General features: G+C 41.4%; 18 protein-coding genes and 1 pseudogene. 12 read left to right on the top strand and 7 right to left on the bottom strand.

The genetic code is table 11. The features are described from left to right. Positions 1 to 795, top strand: a pseudogene (locus tag NCWK1_RS30045) (hypothetical protein); the annotation flags it as partial. Positions 796 to 970: 175 nt separating this feature from the next. Here the strand turns inward: NCWK1_RS30045 and recR are convergent. Together recR and NCWK1_RS06005 are read right to left on the bottom strand one after the other, a co-directional pair. Then, the gene (gene recR / locus NCWK1_RS06000) at positions 971 to 1,528 is read right to left on the bottom strand and encodes a recombination mediator RecR (RefSeq protein WP_245894836.1); all 558 of its coding nucleotides are present in this window, start codon (positions 1,526 to 1,528) and stop codon (positions 971 to 973) included. Positions 1,529 to 1,683: 155 nt separating this feature from the next. Continuing rightward, on the bottom strand, positions 1,684 to 2,025 hold the full coding sequence (locus tag NCWK1_RS06005) for an ArsR/SmtB family transcription factor (RefSeq protein ID WP_103124076.1): 342 nt from the start codon (positions 2,023 to 2,025) through the stop codon (positions 1,684 to 1,686). An 80-nt stretch (positions 2,026 to 2,105) separates the two neighbouring features. Here NCWK1_RS06005 and trxA point away from each other — a divergent pair, with 80 nt between their 5' ends. From trxA to NCWK1_RS06030, 5 genes are all read left to right on the top strand, one after another. After that, complete coding sequence (gene trxA / locus NCWK1_RS06010; protein WP_096581138.1) at positions 2,106 to 2,438, top strand: thioredoxin; 333 nt, start codon at positions 2,106 to 2,108, stop codon at positions 2,436 to 2,438. A gap of 158 nt (positions 2,439 to 2,596) precedes the next feature. Continuing rightward, positions 2,597 to 3,391, top strand: coding sequence for an SDR family NAD(P)-dependent oxidoreductase (locus NCWK1_RS06015; protein WP_103124077.1), 795 nt, complete (start codon positions 2,597 to 2,599; stop codon positions 3,389 to 3,391). A gap of 219 nt (positions 3,392 to 3,610) precedes the next feature. Continuing rightward, positions 3,611 to 4,276, top strand: coding sequence for a nitroreductase family protein (locus tag NCWK1_RS06020; RefSeq protein ID WP_096581142.1), 666 nt, complete (start codon positions 3,611 to 3,613; stop codon positions 4,274 to 4,276). Positions 4,277 to 4,570: 294 nt separating this feature from the next. Next, complete coding sequence (locus NCWK1_RS06025) at positions 4,571 to 5,269, top strand: glutathione binding-like protein (protein WP_103124078.1); 699 nt, start codon at positions 4,571 to 4,573, stop codon at positions 5,267 to 5,269. Positions 5,270 to 5,424: 155 nt separating this feature from the next. Further along, positions 5,425 to 6,627 (top strand): MFS transporter, encoded by a 1,203-nt coding sequence (locus tag NCWK1_RS06030; protein WP_103124079.1) that lies wholly within the window; start codon positions 5,425 to 5,427, stop codon positions 6,625 to 6,627. Here the strand turns inward: NCWK1_RS06030 and NCWK1_RS06035 are convergent. Next, entirely contained in the window at positions 6,617 to 7,540 is a 924-nt protein-coding gene (locus NCWK1_RS06035; protein ID WP_245894837.1) for a class I SAM-dependent methyltransferase, read from the bottom strand. The two genes, NCWK1_RS06030 and NCWK1_RS06035, sit on opposite strands and share 11 nt — an antisense overlap. A gap of 453 nt (positions 7,541 to 7,993) precedes the next feature. On the opposite strand from NCWK1_RS06035, the gene NCWK1_RS06040 reads away from it, so the two are divergent. After that, positions 7,994 to 8,788, top strand: coding sequence for an alpha/beta fold hydrolase (locus tag NCWK1_RS06040; RefSeq protein WP_103124080.1), 795 nt, complete (start codon positions 7,994 to 7,996; stop codon positions 8,786 to 8,788). Positions 8,789 to 8,861: 73 nt separating this feature from the next. After that, positions 8,862 to 9,686, top strand: coding sequence for a class I SAM-dependent methyltransferase (locus NCWK1_RS06045; protein ID WP_103124081.1), 825 nt, complete (start codon positions 8,862 to 8,864; stop codon positions 9,684 to 9,686). A 26-nt stretch (positions 9,687 to 9,712) separates the two neighbouring features. Here NCWK1_RS06045 and NCWK1_RS06050 read toward each other — a convergent pair whose 3' ends face one another. After that, positions 9,713 to 10,324 carry a pyridoxamine 5'-phosphate oxidase family protein gene (locus NCWK1_RS06050; RefSeq protein WP_103124082.1) on the bottom strand — a complete coding sequence of 204 codons (612 nt, stop codon included), beginning with the start codon at positions 10,322 to 10,324 and terminating at the stop codon, positions 9,713 to 9,715. A 44-nt stretch (positions 10,325 to 10,368) separates the two neighbouring features. Between NCWK1_RS06050 and NCWK1_RS06055 the strand changes: the two genes are divergently transcribed. The 4 genes from NCWK1_RS06055 to NCWK1_RS06070 all read left to right on the top strand — a co-directional run bounded on the left by NCWK1_RS06055 (position 10,369) and on the right by NCWK1_RS06070 (position 12,370). Continuing rightward, the gene (locus NCWK1_RS06055) at positions 10,369 to 10,608 is read left to right on the top strand and encodes a hypothetical protein (protein WP_146033951.1); all 240 of its coding nucleotides are present in this window, start codon (positions 10,369 to 10,371) and stop codon (positions 10,606 to 10,608) included. Between the two features lie 63 nt (positions 10,609 to 10,671). Then, positions 10,672 to 11,310, top strand: a complete 639-nt coding sequence (gene tmk / locus NCWK1_RS06060) for a dTMP kinase (protein ID WP_103124084.1) — start codon at positions 10,672 to 10,674, stop codon at positions 11,308 to 11,310. 169 nt (positions 11,311 to 11,479) lie between these two features. After that, complete coding sequence (locus NCWK1_RS06065; protein WP_103124085.1) at positions 11,480 to 11,968, top strand: hypothetical protein; 489 nt, start codon at positions 11,480 to 11,482, stop codon at positions 11,966 to 11,968. Positions 11,969 to 11,989: 21 nt separating this feature from the next. Next, on the top strand, positions 11,990 to 12,370 hold the full coding sequence (locus tag NCWK1_RS06070) for a DUF423 domain-containing protein (protein ID WP_096581162.1): 381 nt from the start codon (positions 11,990 to 11,992) through the stop codon (positions 12,368 to 12,370). A gap of 121 nt (positions 12,371 to 12,491) precedes the next feature. On the opposite strand, the gene NCWK1_RS06075 is transcribed toward NCWK1_RS06070, so the two are convergent. From NCWK1_RS06075 to thrB, 3 genes are all read right to left on the bottom strand, one after another. Continuing rightward, positions 12,492 to 14,105, bottom strand: coding sequence for an NAD(P)H-quinone oxidoreductase subunit 4 (locus NCWK1_RS06075; RefSeq protein ID WP_103124086.1), 1,614 nt, complete (start codon positions 14,103 to 14,105; stop codon positions 12,492 to 12,494). Positions 14,106 to 14,405: 300 nt separating this feature from the next. Further along, on the bottom strand, positions 14,406 to 14,912 hold the full coding sequence (locus NCWK1_RS06080) for a hypothetical protein (protein WP_103124087.1): 507 nt from the start codon (positions 14,910 to 14,912) through the stop codon (positions 14,406 to 14,408). 60 nt (positions 14,913 to 14,972) lie between these two features. Beyond that, on the bottom strand, positions 14,973 to 15,887 hold the full coding sequence (gene thrB, locus NCWK1_RS06085; RefSeq protein ID WP_103124088.1) for a homoserine kinase: 915 nt from the start codon (positions 15,885 to 15,887) through the stop codon (positions 14,973 to 14,975). Between the last annotated feature and the right edge of the window lie 55 nt (positions 15,888 to 15,942).

Raw genomic sequence — 15,942 nt, forward strand, 5'->3', positions numbered from 1 at the left:
CCACCTTTAGATCAAGGTGTAGTATTCCGCCAAATCTCTAGCGGTGGTTTTGCTGGGAGAACTTACCAAACAGTCTTACTCAATGACGGGAGTTTGATTCGTGTACGCATTGGTGATGCTAACGATTCGGAACGCAGTGTGCGCCGTGTTTCTCGCCAACAAGTGCAACAATTTGAACAATTGCTACAACGCACCAGAGGAGAATTTAGAAATGTGAATTATCCAGCACCCACTGGCGCAGCCGATTATATTACTTACACTCTCACCAGCCGTCAGGGTACAGCGCAATACAACGATATTGCCCAAAATAACCTACCGCAAAATTTACAACTAGTCATTAAAGCTTGGAGTGAAATTAACAACAACCAAGCGACAGATGATACCTCTAAGCTTGTACCTATCCCGCAGAGTGAATTACCACCACCTTTAGATCAAGGTGTAGTATTCCGTCAAATCTCTAGCGGTGGTTTTGCGGCTAGAACCTACGAAACTGTATTACGTAATGATGGGACTTTGATTCGAGTACGTGTTGGTGACGCTAACGATTCCGAACGCAGTGTACGCCGTATTTCTCGCCAACAAGTGCAACAATTTGAAAAATTGCTACAACGCACCAGAGGAGAATTTAGAAATGTGAATTATCCAGCACCCACTGGCGCAGCTGATTATATTACTTACACTCTTAGCAGCAGAGTGGGTACAGTGCAATATAACGATATTTCACAAAATAACCTACCCACAAAGTTACAACGAGTAGTTAAAGCCTGGAATCAACTTTTAGGTAATAGTCAATAGTCATAACACTTACGCAAGTGTCAGATTTTTGTCGTTTAGGCTGTCAATGGTCAATAGTCCGAAAAAACCTTGATTTTTGACCATTAACCTTTGACTATTGACTCTTGTACCAGAAAATAGTTGTGCCAGTTGCATAAGTCCTGAGTCAAATGAAGTTTCAATCTGAGCCGAATTATTAATCCAACTCTCGCCGCCCTTCTAAGGCTCTGGCCAAAGTTACTTCGTCGGCGTATTCTAAATCTCCACCCACCGGTAAACCAAAGGCAATCCTTGTCACCTTCGTAAAAGGTTTCAGTAATTGACCAATATATAGTGTGGTGGTTTCTCCTTCTATACTCGGACTGATTGCTAAAATCACTTCCTGGGGTTTTTGCTGGCCTACCCGCCGCACCAAAGGTTGGAGATTCAACTGTTCTGGGCCGATTCCATCCATTGGGGAAATCACTCCACCTAAAACGTGATACTTACCTTTATATTCGCGGGTTTTTTCCAGCGCAATCACATCCCGTGAATCAGCTACGACGCAAATAGTTTGATTGTCGCGGTTAGGATTTCGACAGATTTCACAAACTGGCTCCGCAGATAAGTGAAAACAGACTGAACACAAGCCTATTTGTTTTTTTGCGTCAACCAACGCTTGCGCCAGAGCCTCTACTTCTGCTTCTGGTCGCTTCAAAATGTGCAAAGCCAGTCGCTGGGCTGATTTGGGGCCTACTCCTGGCAGACGTTGCAACTGTTCGATTAACCGTGCTAAAGGGCGTGCGTAAACCGTGGTCTTATCTCCAGAATGTGTTCACCTTAACTATGATGACATAGGCTGAGGAGGAAGGGGAAACAGGGCAGGGTGCAGGGGAGAAACGCCAATGACTGTTGACCATTGACCATTGACTATTGACTATTAACCATTGACTTTTGACACAAAAACAATGGTTGAGCCGATCGCAATACTGCTTCTAATAAACCAGGAAATAGCATTTGTAAATCTTCGCGCCGCAATTGATTGATGTGCTGGGTTCCTTCTTTATGAGTCAAGACTACACCCGACTCTCTGAGAATCTTGAAGTGGTTGGACATGGTAGACTTGGCGATCGCAAAATCAAAATCGGCACAGCATTGCTCCCCTTTGGTTGCTAACAACCGCACAATCTCTAGCCGCACTGGGTCGCCTAACGCATACAATACCGCTGATAGTGATATATCTTTTTTGTCTGGGTGATATAAAAATCTCATACTTGTATTATCTCTTGAACTAGCGTATATTTTAATTATTCGATAAAATCGAATAAACGAATTAAAACAGGAAGGCAACTATGTCATCTGTTACAAATGTCACAGAAGCCACTTTCAAGCCAGAAGTTTTAGACAGTGAGGTACCAGTTTTAGTAGATTTTTGGGCCCCTTGGTGCGGCCCTTGTCGAATGGTCGGGCCAGTTGTTGATGAAGTTGCCACCGAATACGAAGGACAGGTAAAAGTAGTGAAGGTGAACACAGATCAAAATCCCACTGTCGCCAGCCATTACGGAATTCGCACTATACCTACACTTATGATATTTAAGGGTGGGCGACAAGTGGATACGGTTGTCGGTGCAGTGCCAAAATCTACATTAACTAAGACTTTAGCACAGCATATTTCACAGCAGTAATAGCTATGGGTGGGCATTTGCTCACCCAGAAGCTTAAACAAGCTAGTTGAAAATTATACTAAACTCAGGCAGGAGGCAGAAGGTAAACACATTACTGTTTCTGTCCTCATTTGAATGCTCTTGGCTATATAGCAGTCCTAAATCATTTGAGAAAAGATATGGACTTGAAATTAGAAAATAAATCGGCCTTAATTAGTGGTTCGACCACAGGTATTGGTTTGGCGATTGCCCAAACTTTAGCGCAAGAAGGTGCATCAGTAATTGTCAATGGTCGCACAGAACAACGAGTTACCCAAGCAGTTGATAAAATCAAACGTACCAATCCTGACGCGAAAGTTACTGGAATTGTTGCTGATTTAGCGACCAAAGCAGGCATTGAGCAAATTGTTACCCAGGTTCCGCAAGTTGATATTCTCATCAACAATCTGGGAATCTACGAGCCGAAAGGATTTTTCGAGATTACTGACGAAGATTGGCTGCATATATTGGAAGTGAACCTACTCAGCGGAGTTCGTTTGAGTCGCAAATATCTACAAAAGATGCTAGAGCAAAACTGGGGACGAGTAATTTTTATCTCCAGTGAATCAGGTTTTCAAATCCCCGTAGAAATGATTCACTACGGTGTGACGAAAACTGCTCAAATTTCCCTAGCACGCGGTTTAGCAGAAATGACTGTCGGTACAGCAGTTACAGTCAACTCTGTCTTACCAGGGCCAACCCGTTCCGAAGGCGTTGAAGAATTTATCACCCAGATGGGAAAAGAAAAGGGAATCAGCGCCAGCGAAGTTGAGGCGGAATTTTTTCAAAAAGTCCGTCCAAGTTCTCTTATCCAACGCTTTGCAACTAACGAAGAAGTCGCCACACTTGTCGCTTATCTTTCCAGTCCTCTCGCTTCTGCAACTAATGGTGCGGCTGTGCGGGTTGATGGCGGCGTGATTCGCTCGATTATTTAGTGCTGAGTTAGATAACAGGGGACAGGTAATAGGTGACAGGTGATAAAGTGACAAGTCTTTTGCTATCTCAGTTTTATTATTTACCGATGTCCTACTCCTGCTTTCTCTAAACGATAAGTGTTCACATCGAATAGCCAAATATTTATCAATAGTTAAATCTGCTAGTCAACAGGTAGCCAAATATATAATGCCTGTAACCTACCTTTCAGGGGAAATCTCATGAATCCAATTACTCAAACAAAAGCTCTTGATGTACCTACCGCTATTCTTCAGCGTCGTTCTATCAAAACTTTTAAAACAGACCCCATCGAGCCAGAATTACTCAAACAACTAGTAGAGTTAACTGTAGCAGCACCCAGCAGCTTTAACATCCAAGACTGGCGGATTATTCTGATTCAAGATGAGGCACAAAAAGCAGCCTTAGCCGCAGCCTCCTGGAATCAAAAGCAAGTTATCGAAGCACCGGTAACTTTTGTATTCGCAGCTGATTTTACAGCTGGTGAAAAAGATTTGACTCCAATTTTAGACCAGGGATTGCAAACTGGCGCTTGGAATGAAGGTACAGTCAACTACTTTAGAAATTCCATTCCCCAATTCCAAGCTGGTTTAGGAGACAAACGCCGGGAATATGCCATCAAAGATGCCATTATTGCTTCTACCCATTTAGTATTAGCAGCCGAAAGCTTGGGGTTATCCACCTGCTTTATGAATGGCTGGATTGAAGACAAAGTTAAAGAAGTAATTGGTGCAACAGATGATCCAAATTTAGCGATCGCTGTTATCGTTCCTGTAGGTTATGCCGCCGAACCACGCTTAAATCCCGGCCGCTTACCATTTTCTTACAACGTATTTGTAGATAAAGTCGGTAATCCATATCAAGGTTAGAAAAAGTATGAAGTATGAAATTCCATATTTCTGATTTCATACGATGTGCAACTTATTCTTAAAACCCCTCTCCAAACCTCTCACGCCAGTCGCCTCAAGTCGGGAAACCCTTTCGGCAGTTGCTTCAAGTCGGCAAAGCCGCCCAACGCACTGCCTCACCACGGCGCTGGCTCCCCGAAACGGAGAGAGGCTTTGAATCTTACTCCCCTTCCCTGGTAGGGAAGGGGTTGGGGGTTAGGTTTGAAAGAAAGTTGCATATTGCACCAATGACCAATAACCCAGGGGAATCAAATCATGATTAAGCTTTACTATTGGACAACGCCCAACGGTCATAAAATCACGATGTTTCTGGAAGAGGCTGAATTACCTTACAAAATTGTGCCTATTAATATTGGCGCAGGAGAGCAGTTTCAACCAGACTTTCTCAAGATTTCTCCAAATAATCGTATCCCGGCGATCGTTGACCATGAACCAGCAGGTGGAGGTGCGCCAGTCTCAGTTTTTGAATCTGGAGCAATTTTGTTGTATTTAGCCGAAAAAACCGGGAAATTAATTCCTGCTGAACTCAGAAAACGGGTAGAAGTACTGCAATGGTTGTTTTGGCAAATGGGGGGTTTGGGGCCAATGGCGGGACAGAATCACCACTTTAGCACCTACGCTCCTGAAAAAATTGAATATGCAATTAACCGCTATGTCAACGAAACGGGGCGCTTATATGCAGTGCTAAATAAGCAACTGACAGATAGAGAATTCATTGCTGGTGATTATTCTATTGCAGATATCGCTGCTTATCCTTGGATTGTGCCTTATGAACGCCAAGGTCAAAAATTAGAAGATTTTCCCAATATTCAGCGCTGGTTTGAAGCAATTAAAGCTCGTCCTGCAACAATTAGGGCTTACGAGAAAGCCGAAGCATTCAAAAATCAAGCTTTAGATGTGGAAAAATCTCGAAATTTGTTGTTTAACCAATCAGCAAATACAGTTACACATTAAATCTTTATGAAATCGCTGAGTAGTTTTGAATACAACTTTAATGTAAGTGCGAAGGATTGAAAGACCCCTCTCCACACCTCTTCTCGATTCGGGTAGAGGTGTGGAGAGGTTTATCTAACTCACTTTACTCAGCACTTTTTACACAGGAGAACTAAGTGGGTAGGTTAGCAATAGGGCAAACAGGTAAGACACCTGTCTCTTTAGGACTGTTGGGTGCGGCTGCTTTTATGGTGATTGCCGATGTGCGGGTGATTGATCCATTACTGCATATTATTGCTAACGAATTTCATGTTGGTGTTGGTAGTGCAGCAGTAATTGTCTCAGCCTATACAATTCCCTATGGATTATTTCAGTTAGTTTACGGCCCGTTGGGCGATCGCATCGGTAAATTAAAAGTCATTACCGCCGCCTTAACAGCCTTTGCCGTAGGTACAACCCTTTGTGCGTTTGTCTCGAATATTGCCTTACTTACCTTACTGCGGTTTCTTACAGGAATGTTTGCCGCCGGGATTATTCCTGTAACATTAGCTTATATCGGTGACAATTTCCCATATACAGAACGTCAAGCCGCCATTGGTAAATATTTAAGTGCGCTGGTACTAGGTCAAATTCTGGGCGGTAGTTTGGGAGGGATATTTGGCGAGTATATTAGCTGGCGCGATATCTTTTTATTATTCGGGATTGTTTCTTTAGCGATCGCTGGTTTACTATGGCGGGGAACGCGTCATTTTAAAGATGGAAATCGTTCTACAGAGCGATTCAGTCTGGCAACATTTAAGCCATATTACCAATTACTAACTCAACCAACTGCCCGAACGGTGATTATCGCGGTATTTATTGAAGGCTTTTGCTTGATGGGCGCATTTGCCTACATTGGTGCATTTCTCCGCGATAGATACGGCTTACCTTATGTAACCATTGGGTTTATGTTAAGTAGTTTTGGTTTGGGTGGATTAATTTATAGCCGCAGCGTTAAGTGGTTAGTGCAGCGGCTAGGTGAAATTGGACTGATGGGAGTTGGTGGCTGGTTAATGTGCGTTTGCTTTTTAGCGATCGCATTACTGCACAATTGGTTATTATTTATTCCCTTTAGCACCCTAATGGGATTGGCTTTTTATATGATGCACAGCACCCTGCAAACCCAAGCCACCGAACTAACACCAGAAGCGCGAGGTACAGCAGTCTCGTTATTTGCTTTTAACTTATTTATTGGTCAGGGAATTGGTGCAGCAGTCTTTGGGAGAGTGGTAGATAATTTTGGCTATGTACCTTGTTTTATAATTGCCGGAATTGCCCTTGCCATACTCGCAACTTGGTTATTTAAAAAAGGCAAACAGGAAGAAGCGGCTAGAGGTTAAAGACTAGGGATGAGTATTTCAACTCAGTATGTCGCGTCGCAACACACATCAACGATAGGGCTGCTTGTGATGAATTAGGATTAATCCCTGACAATAATTGAGCAAAGCGATACTTCAATTCAGACTGGCCATAATTTCCCTGAAAAGTTTCTGTACCAAGCTGATGGTTGTGAGGATAAGTTTTCACACTAAAACCGAGTGGCTCCAGAATAGTGTGAAAAAGTTCTGATGTGACTCCATCTCCCGGTCGATGATGAACCTCAGTTGCTAATCCCCAGCTTTGTTCTGCGACTGAAGCGTGTCCACCTCGTTTAATTAGCCGATAAAGTCCCAGACGCAACTGCCATAACCACATCCCTAACCCTTGGAAATTCCAAGCACTGCGATGAGGGTCGTGATCTGTGATTAATATCCCACCAGGACGAACTAAACGTGCTGCTTCTGCTAAAACTACATCCATTTGATCACAATGATGTAATGTGGCATTTACCGCCACAATATCAGCAAAACCAGAAATAAAAGGAAGATTGTGAGCATCTGCTAATACAGGTGTATAGCCAAGACTTTGCGCCATTTCCAGCCCGCCATAACTCACATCTACACCAATTAGTAATTTCGGCTTTCCACCCAGTGTGGCAAAGAGATTACCAGGGCCACAACCGATGTCTACCACAATTTTGTTATCCCAACTACCTGTAGCTGCTTGCCAGCGAGACTTAAATATATCGTTACGATGACAAGCTTCAAAGTAGTTTTTTGCCCATTCTGGATGCCCAAAATAATAGCTATTAGCTTCAATTGCTAAGGTTTTTTGGGAGATGGGATAAGTTAAAATGCTTTGTGCATCTAAGTCAGCATTAATGTTAGATGCCAGGTAAGGTTTGAGGGTGGAATATTCAACAGCTTTGATCACTATTACCTCCTTTTTGATTAATAAACTGGGAAAATTAGTAAGCAAAACTTAGTCGAGCTATTTATTGATCTGTAGTTTTTGTATTCTGCACAATCTGATTTACCTGGGCTGAAAGCTGAGTTTTAAGTTGTTGATATTACTTACTTCTTTTCACTTAACCTATCCTGTTGTTTCTAGGTAAGTCTTCCGTAAAATCTCGCAATTCCCAGTTTTCATGATTTCTGCGGAAGGTTCATGAATTTAAGATTGAGGATTTTTAAAACTAAAAAAAGTTGAGGAAAAGTACGTGTTTTAATTTGATGCTAAATCTTATACATTTTTTGGGTTAATGCGTGTAAATTCGTGAAGATTAGAAATTTTGCAATTTCATGAGATGTAATTATCTGGGAAAATAACTTAAAGCAGATTTCAAGTTTTTGAAGCTGCTGTAAACCAGATTATGATGAATTAGTAATGCCCAAAGTTCACGTTAACGAAATTGACATATTTTACGAAGTTAAAGGTAGTGGCGAACCTTTGTTATTGATTGCTGGTTTTATGTGCGATCGCTCTTATTGGTCGCTATTATTACCACACTTAGTTTCGCACTATCAAGTTATTCGTTTTGATAATCGAGGTATTGGGCAAAGTTCTATTCCCAACAGCCCTTATAGCACTCAGCAAATGGCAACAGATACCTCAGCACTACTGGATGTTCTGGGTATAAAGCAAGCACACATCATAGGTCATTCAATGGGTGGTCAAATAGCTCAAGAATTAGCATTGTTGTATCCTGAAAAAATCAAGAGTTTAGTTTTACTTGCTTCTTTAGCTAAAGGTAATGAGCGATTTAATCAACTAGTTGAAAGCTGGGGTGATGTTGCTACAAAAATAGACTTAAAACTATATGAAAAACTCATATTGCCTTGGATATTTACTGATAATTTTTATGCTATACCAGAAATGGTAGACCAACTAATTGAATGGGTAATTAACTATCCTTTTACGCCTACAGCACATGGAATATACCATCAAAGCCGAGCAATCATTAACCATGACACAACCGATAGAATGCAAAATATTCATTGTCCAACTCTAGTCATGGTCGGTAAACAAGATATACTCACTCCTGTAACATTTTCTCAAAAACTTGCTCAAAATATTCCTTTAGCTGAACTGCAAGTAATTGAAGATGGCGGTCATGGTTTTTTAATTGAATCAACAGAAGTAGTTACTCAAGCTATACTGAATTTTTTAGCAAAATTTTAGTAATTAGTTGAATTGATTATTCTATACTAAATAATTTAAATTGCTGATTGTATTATTACTATTGGTGGAAACTATGGAAAACTTCAAACAAACAATAGCCAGTTTTTCAAATAAAGACCTGGAAGTACGAAAAAACTGGTATTCTCCAGCAGCAGAAGCTTATAACAAGGCCAGACCTCGCTATCCACAAAATTTTATTGAACAAGTTATTAAGGCTGCTCAATTATCTCCAGATGCCAAAATTTTAGAAGTAGGATGTGGCCCTGGAACAGCAACAACTTCATTTGCTCAATTAGGTTATTCAATGCTCTGTTTAGAACCAAATCCAGATTTTTTTGAGTTAGCTAAACAAAATTGTCAACTTTATCCAAATGTGGAAATTCAAAACTCATCTTTTGAAGAATGGGATTTGCAACCTGAGCAGTTTGATGCTGTTTTGGCTGCAAGTTCCTTTCACTGGATACCAGCAGAAGTAGGATATCCCAAGGCTGCAAATATTTTAAAAGATAATGGTCATTTACTTTTATTCTGGAATAAAGAATTACAACCTAGTTATGCAGTTTACCAAAGATTATCTGAAGTTTATCAAAAACATGCTCCATCTCTTGACCGTTATGAAAGTTGGGAAACTCAACAAGAAATATTCAAGGGATTCGGGAGTATAGTTATTGATTCGGGAAAATTTAAAGATATACAATTTGGGCAAGTTACTTCTGATGTAGTGTATAGTACCGATGAATATTTAACCCTACTCAATACCTATTCACCATATATACAATTAGATGCAAACACCAAAAAAACCTTATTTGCTGAATTAAGTCAACTAATAAATAATGACTTTGGTGGGAGTCTGCAACTTTCATATATCTCAGCTTTTCATATTGGCAAAAAAAATTAAAATTGCGTTTAGCTTGGTTTTTGCTATCAGACTGATGGAGAATTGCGATCGCTTAACAATTTCTCTAACTCCGTAATTCGCGCTTTTAAAGGAGTCATCATTGCTTCTACCTCATTCACTGAATAGCGAATGGGAATGTGCTGGGGACAATTCTCACTCACAGCTTCAACATGAAACAAAATTACTCTTTCAATTTCTGCTGGGTAGTCAGGGATACGCAGTTGCTCAATTAAAGCTGCATCGCCTTCAATATATTCAGCTGTTCCCCAAACTTTGAGACGTTTGCGGTGACGGTAATCCATTAAAAACAGAAATGCTTTTGCTTCACCTGATAAGTTCCCCACTGTAATGTACTGCAAATTTCCAGAAAAGTCAGCAAAACCCAAGGTTTTTTCATTCAGTACTCTGAGAAAGCCTGGCGCTCCACCGCGAAACTGAATGTAAGGATAGCCATTAGAACTAACTGTTCCCAAATAAAATCCATCAAGATGAGCAATAAATTCCGCAATTTGTGGAGTAATTGAATCGTTAGCAGGGCCATTAGCAATATAGCGTTCATAGGTTTGCCGTGAACCCCGTTGTAACTGCGCGGCTTGAACTTCAGGTGTAAAAGCAATTTCTCCAAACTTGCGTGGCATAATGCACTCCTAAGTGAATTTTATGAGAGTGGACAAGAACCCTTTTGCTCGGCAATTTTTTACTAAGTTCAGTGGGTGATGAGTTGCACAATAAATCTGAAGCGTTGTTTCATACCTGGATTGATGCGATCGCCACCGTTTTAATCGAAGATGGTATGGATGAAGAACTAGTTAAATATAGAGGGGAAAATGCTGCGATCGCAATTCAAGGTTCATTCATTCTGTTTCAGGGGTTGAATGATCTTGCTCTTTTTATGGGCGTTATCCAAAACTTGCCAAAATAACTAATACAAATTCGTAATTAAATCTTACCAGTGACGCAGGACAAAGGACATAAGTAAACCAGCATGAGTGGCAAATTAATTGTATTTGAAGGGGTGGAAGGCTGCGGCAAAACAACGCAAATGCAGCTTTGTGGTCAGTGGTTAGAAAGTTTGGGAATTTCGGTAGTTGTTACTCGTGAACCAGGGGGAACGGAGTTAGGTTCGCATTTACGGCGTTTATTACTGGAGAAATCTGAAGATAAACCAGTTGCAGATGTGACTGAACTGTTATTATATGCGGCTGACCGCGCCCAACACGTTGAACAAGAACTCAAACCCAATTTAGCCGCTGGAAAATATATATTATGCGATCGCTACACTGATTCTACTGTTGCTTATCAAGGTTACGGTCGGGGTTTGAATATGAGTTTAATTGAACAACTCAACTACATTGCGACATCTGGCTTAACAAGTGATTTGACTATTTGGTTAGATGTGGATGTTGAAGTGGGACTCAGCCGCAAACGCAAAGACGCAGCAGGTTTAGACCGCATTGAACAAGAAACCATCGCCTTTCATCACCGTGTTCAACAAGGATATAGCCAGTTAGCTGCGGCGCACCCATCCCGCATTGTGCGAGTAGATGGTAGTTTAAGCAAAGAAACTGTACATAGTTTAATTCAAGAAATTTTGCGCGATCGCCTGCAAGTTCAATCTGTGTAAAACTTACGCAAAAAAAGAAAAATCAAGGGGTTCGGGAAGGGTGTAGATATTCCTTATCCCCCTATACCCAGTCTCAACAGAAAATCTTTGTCTGTAAGCCCTGATAAACTGGAACGTTGATGAAAGTGCGGTTAAAATCACAAGCAAAGCCTCAATTTAAAATCGAGTTATGAAGACTGCTGAAAAATTGGCTGCGGGTTGGCTACTGACACTCGGATTCATGTTTTTGACACTATCTGTCTCTGCGGTAAGTGAGAGAAATACTATGCTCAAGCCAATTCCATCAGGGGATGATGCAGATTCCGGCAAGGATTTTGTGAATAAAGAAGCTCTTTATATGCTGGATACTACCGCCAGCCAAAGTTTTATTTTTGGTGTACCGACAATGATTTTGGGTGGTTGGTTGAGTTTATCTTTATACCGTCGCAGTAAAAGTGAACAAAAAATACTTCAGCAACAAGTAAGCGATCGCTTACAATCGATTTTCTATCAAATGTTACAAGAAAATCATGGCAGAGTTACCGTCTTAGGCTTTGCAATGCAGTCACAACTACCAGCATCTATTGCGCGGGAATTTTTAGACGAAAAAGCTAAAGAATTCAATGCAAATTTTAAAGTCAATGAAGAAGGGGCTGTATCATATCATTTTGATGTCTAAATCTGTTGATAAGTAAGTCTCATGACGCAGATTTTTTTGAGTGTAGCTGCCGTTTTAGGTGGTTTGTCAGTTGCGGCTGGGGCTTTTGCTTCCCATGCTTTGCGAGAGCATATTAGTGAGCGATCGCTGTTAATTTTTGAAACAGGCGCTCGCTACCAAATGTATCATGCTCTAGCACTTTTAGTAGTTGCTCTCCTCATCAGTCGTCTCGAATCACCTCCAACTACTTTAATTGCTAGTGGATGGCTATTTATTATTGGCATTGCTATTTTCTCAGGCAGTTTATACGCCTTGAGCTTAACTGGTATTAAATATTTAGGCGCAATTACTCCATTAGGAGGTGTCGCCTTTATAGCTGGTTGGGGTGCTTTAGCTGTTGCTGCTGGGAATTTAAAGTTTTAAATTTTTTGACGCAGAGAATTGCATAGTATTTTTCGCCAAAATTTAAGGGGTGATTATCAAATCACCCCCATATTCCCCTCTAATTAAAATTTATTTTTAGCACCCTGATAAGGATGTAATCTTACTTTGAAATATTAACTAAATTTTCAACTGGAGCATTAGCCAAGGTTGGCGCTGTAAAAATTTGGGAGTACAGACTTGTGGGCTGTTGACGAGCCACAACTGGTAGCACTTGACGCGCGTGAGTAGCTACTTCTACTGTTTTTACATCATAAGTCTGCGTTACTAGTTTGGGATAGAACCCGATACCGATGATGGGAAGTAGCAGACAAGCAGTGATGAACAATTCACGAGGTTTAACATCAGCAACTACAGCATCTAAATGTAACTCTTCACTTTGTTTGCCGTAGAACACTTGGCGCAGCATGGACAGTAAGTAAATTGGTGTCAAAATCACGCCGACTGCTGACAGTAACACAACTACAATCTTGAAGCTGGAACTGTAAACATCACTGGTAGCTATACCCAGGAACACCATCAATTCGCCAACGAAACCACTCATCCCAGGTAAAGCGAGAGAAGCCATTGCACCAGCAGTATACAGTGCGAAGGTTCTAGGCATTACCTTACCAATGCCACCCATTTTATCCATCATCAAGGTGTGGGTGCGTTCGTAAGTTACACCAGACAGGAAGAATAAACTAGCAGCAATCAAACCGTGGGAAACCATCTGTAACATGGCACCACTGATACCAATTTCTGTATAGGAAGCTAAACCAATCAGCACAAACCCCATGTGGGCAATTGAAGAGTAAGCCAAGCGGCGTTTGAGGTTGGTTTGAGCAAAGGCGCAACAAGCACCATAAACAATGTTGACTACACCCAAGATTGCTAAAACTGGAGCGAAGTAAACATGAGCATTAGGCAACATTTCAATGTTGAAGCGAATTAAGGCATAACCACCCATTTTCAACAACACACCAGCCAAAATCATGGAACCAGGTGCAGATGCTTCACCATGAGCATCAGGTAGCCAAGTGTGCAAGGGGAAGATTGGCAACTTCACACCGAAGGCAATCAATAAACCAGCGTAAACTAATAATTCCAAGGCTTTAGGATATTGTTTCATTCCTAGAGATGCCATGTCGAAGGTGACGGTATCTCCATAGAATGCCATCGCAAAACCAGCTACAAGAATAAATATTGAAGCAGCAGCAGTATAGAGAATAAATTTGGTAGCAGCATAACGGCGTTTTGCACCACCCCAGATAGAAATCAGCAAGTAGACGGGAACTAGCTCGATTTCCCACATGAGGAAGAACAATAGCAAGTCTTGGGCTAGAAACACACCCAACTGAGCGCTATACATTACCAACATCAATCCATAAAACAATCGCGGCTTGTTGGTTACTTTCCAAGCCGCGAAGATTGCGAGTGTGTTGATTAAGCCTGTTAACAAGATGAGGGGCATCGACAAGCCATCAACTGCTACAGACCAATTTAAACCGATTTGGGGAACCCAGGAGTATTTTTCGACGAATTGGTAAGTTGAGCTTTGGAAATCGTAGTTATGCCAGAAAGCATAAATCATTAAGGCAAAATCCGCGATCGCAACTCCTAAACCATACCAGCGGACTGTTTTTCCTTCTTTATCTGGAATTATGGGGATGGCTAGGGCAGCCACCAAGGGCAAAGCAATTATGGCAGTTAGCCAAGGAAATTCCATAGCATTCATCACTTCTGACAATCGTTTTTTGTTTTCGCTTTTAATTACATTATATTAAGTAATCGTTACTTTTGTAAACGTTATTTATCTCCATAAAATTAAATTTTGGTTATTGATGAGAATATATACTCATCAATTCTGTGATTTTGACCATAAACAGGAATAAATACTCATTCTTTTTTATGGCTAGTCCATTCTAGGTATAAATTTTTGTAACGTCAACAAAAACGGCAGCTTCTGCCACCGTTACATTTCTTCATTAAAAATAGGTTTAATCGGAATTTTACCCTAAAGATTTTGGGTTAACCTCTAAACAATACGGTTGACAATTGTCCAAACTTCTCCATCAGAACGGACATAGGGAACTGAGATCGTCTTGAATCCCGTAATAAAGGGCTTGTAATAAACCTGCCAATATAAAGGACTGAGATAATCAGCAGTCGCTTTTAACTGGCGGATTTCACTGGCTAATTCAGCTGCTAGTTCGTTAACACGTTCGGCGTGAACCTGCGCCACTTTTTTGGCTTCTTCTAGTTGCTGGTGTATGGTGAGTTCTTTTGACTCAACTTGCCAACGAGTTAATTGGGCTTGTTTGTGCTGTAGCTGGTTTGTTAAAGCAGCGATCGCATCATCGATACCTTTGAGTTCCACTGACAGTTGAGCATTTTCTCTGGCTTGGCGGCGATAAGCCTCAATCATTGCTGAAGGTGTAATATCGCCAGATATCTCATGATTAAGAGTCAGAACAGCGCGTTCTTGCTGAAGAACTTGAATGTGAGACTTGAGTTCTGCTATCTCGGAATGAATCTGATCCATAGTTAAAATGCTGAGTATTGAGTGCTGAGTTAAAAATTCTCTCCCTGCCTTCTGCCTCCTTCATAAAATTGTTGCGCCTTGGGTGTCTAAAGCAAGCGATCGCACAACTGCATCAATACCAGAGGTTTTCCAGGCTGAAGCCATTGCCAACTCTACATCTGAGGAATGTGCAACATCCGCTAAAGCTAAAAGTGTCGGCCCCGCACCACTAATCACCATCCCATAAGCACCAGCCGCTACCGCCGCCGTATTCACAGCATCGTAACCAGGAATCAAAGCTTTACGGTAAGGCTGATGCAACTTGTCTTGTAAAGCTGCCCTTAACCATTCTCCCTTACCCGTTTCTAAACCGCGTAACAATAAACCTAAATGGGCAGTATTAAAAATTGCATCTGCCCGACTAAACTCAGTAGGTAAAACCCGCCGTGCTTCTGAGGTGGACAATTCAAAATTAGGAATTGCCACGACTGGGACAATACTTTCATGCCAAGGAACATCACAAATTTCCCAACCAACATCACTAGTTGCCGCCAGACGACATCCCCCGATGAATGCTGGAACTACATTATCAGGATGTCCTTCCATTGCGATCGCAATCTCCATCACCTGCACCTGAGATAGAGGTTCACCCGCCAGTTGATTCGCCGCCACCAAACCACCAACAATTGCCGTCGCTGAACTACCCAAACCCCGCGCCAGTGGTACACCTAAAACAATCTCAATTTTCACAGGCGGTGGAGTCTGATCTATATATTGATATAACTTCAAAAACGCCTGATAAAGTAAATTACTCTCATCAGTTTGCACTCGTTCGGCTTCTGCACCTGTGACATGAATTGTTAAACCACCTTCATCTAGGCGTGTAAACTTAAACTGGTTACACAGCGTCAAAGCTGCACCGATGCAATCAAAACCCGGCCCCAAATTAGCAGTTGTAGCAGGGACATTAACTGTAACAGAAGAAATAACAGACATCTGCAAATAACTCACCTAACCAATCAACCAGCATCCCATGTAACTGGTTGATTTG

The organism is Nostoc cycadae WK-1 (assembly GCF_002897135.1).
Lineage (GTDB): Bacteria > Cyanobacteriota > Cyanobacteriia > Cyanobacteriales > Nostocaceae > Nostoc_B.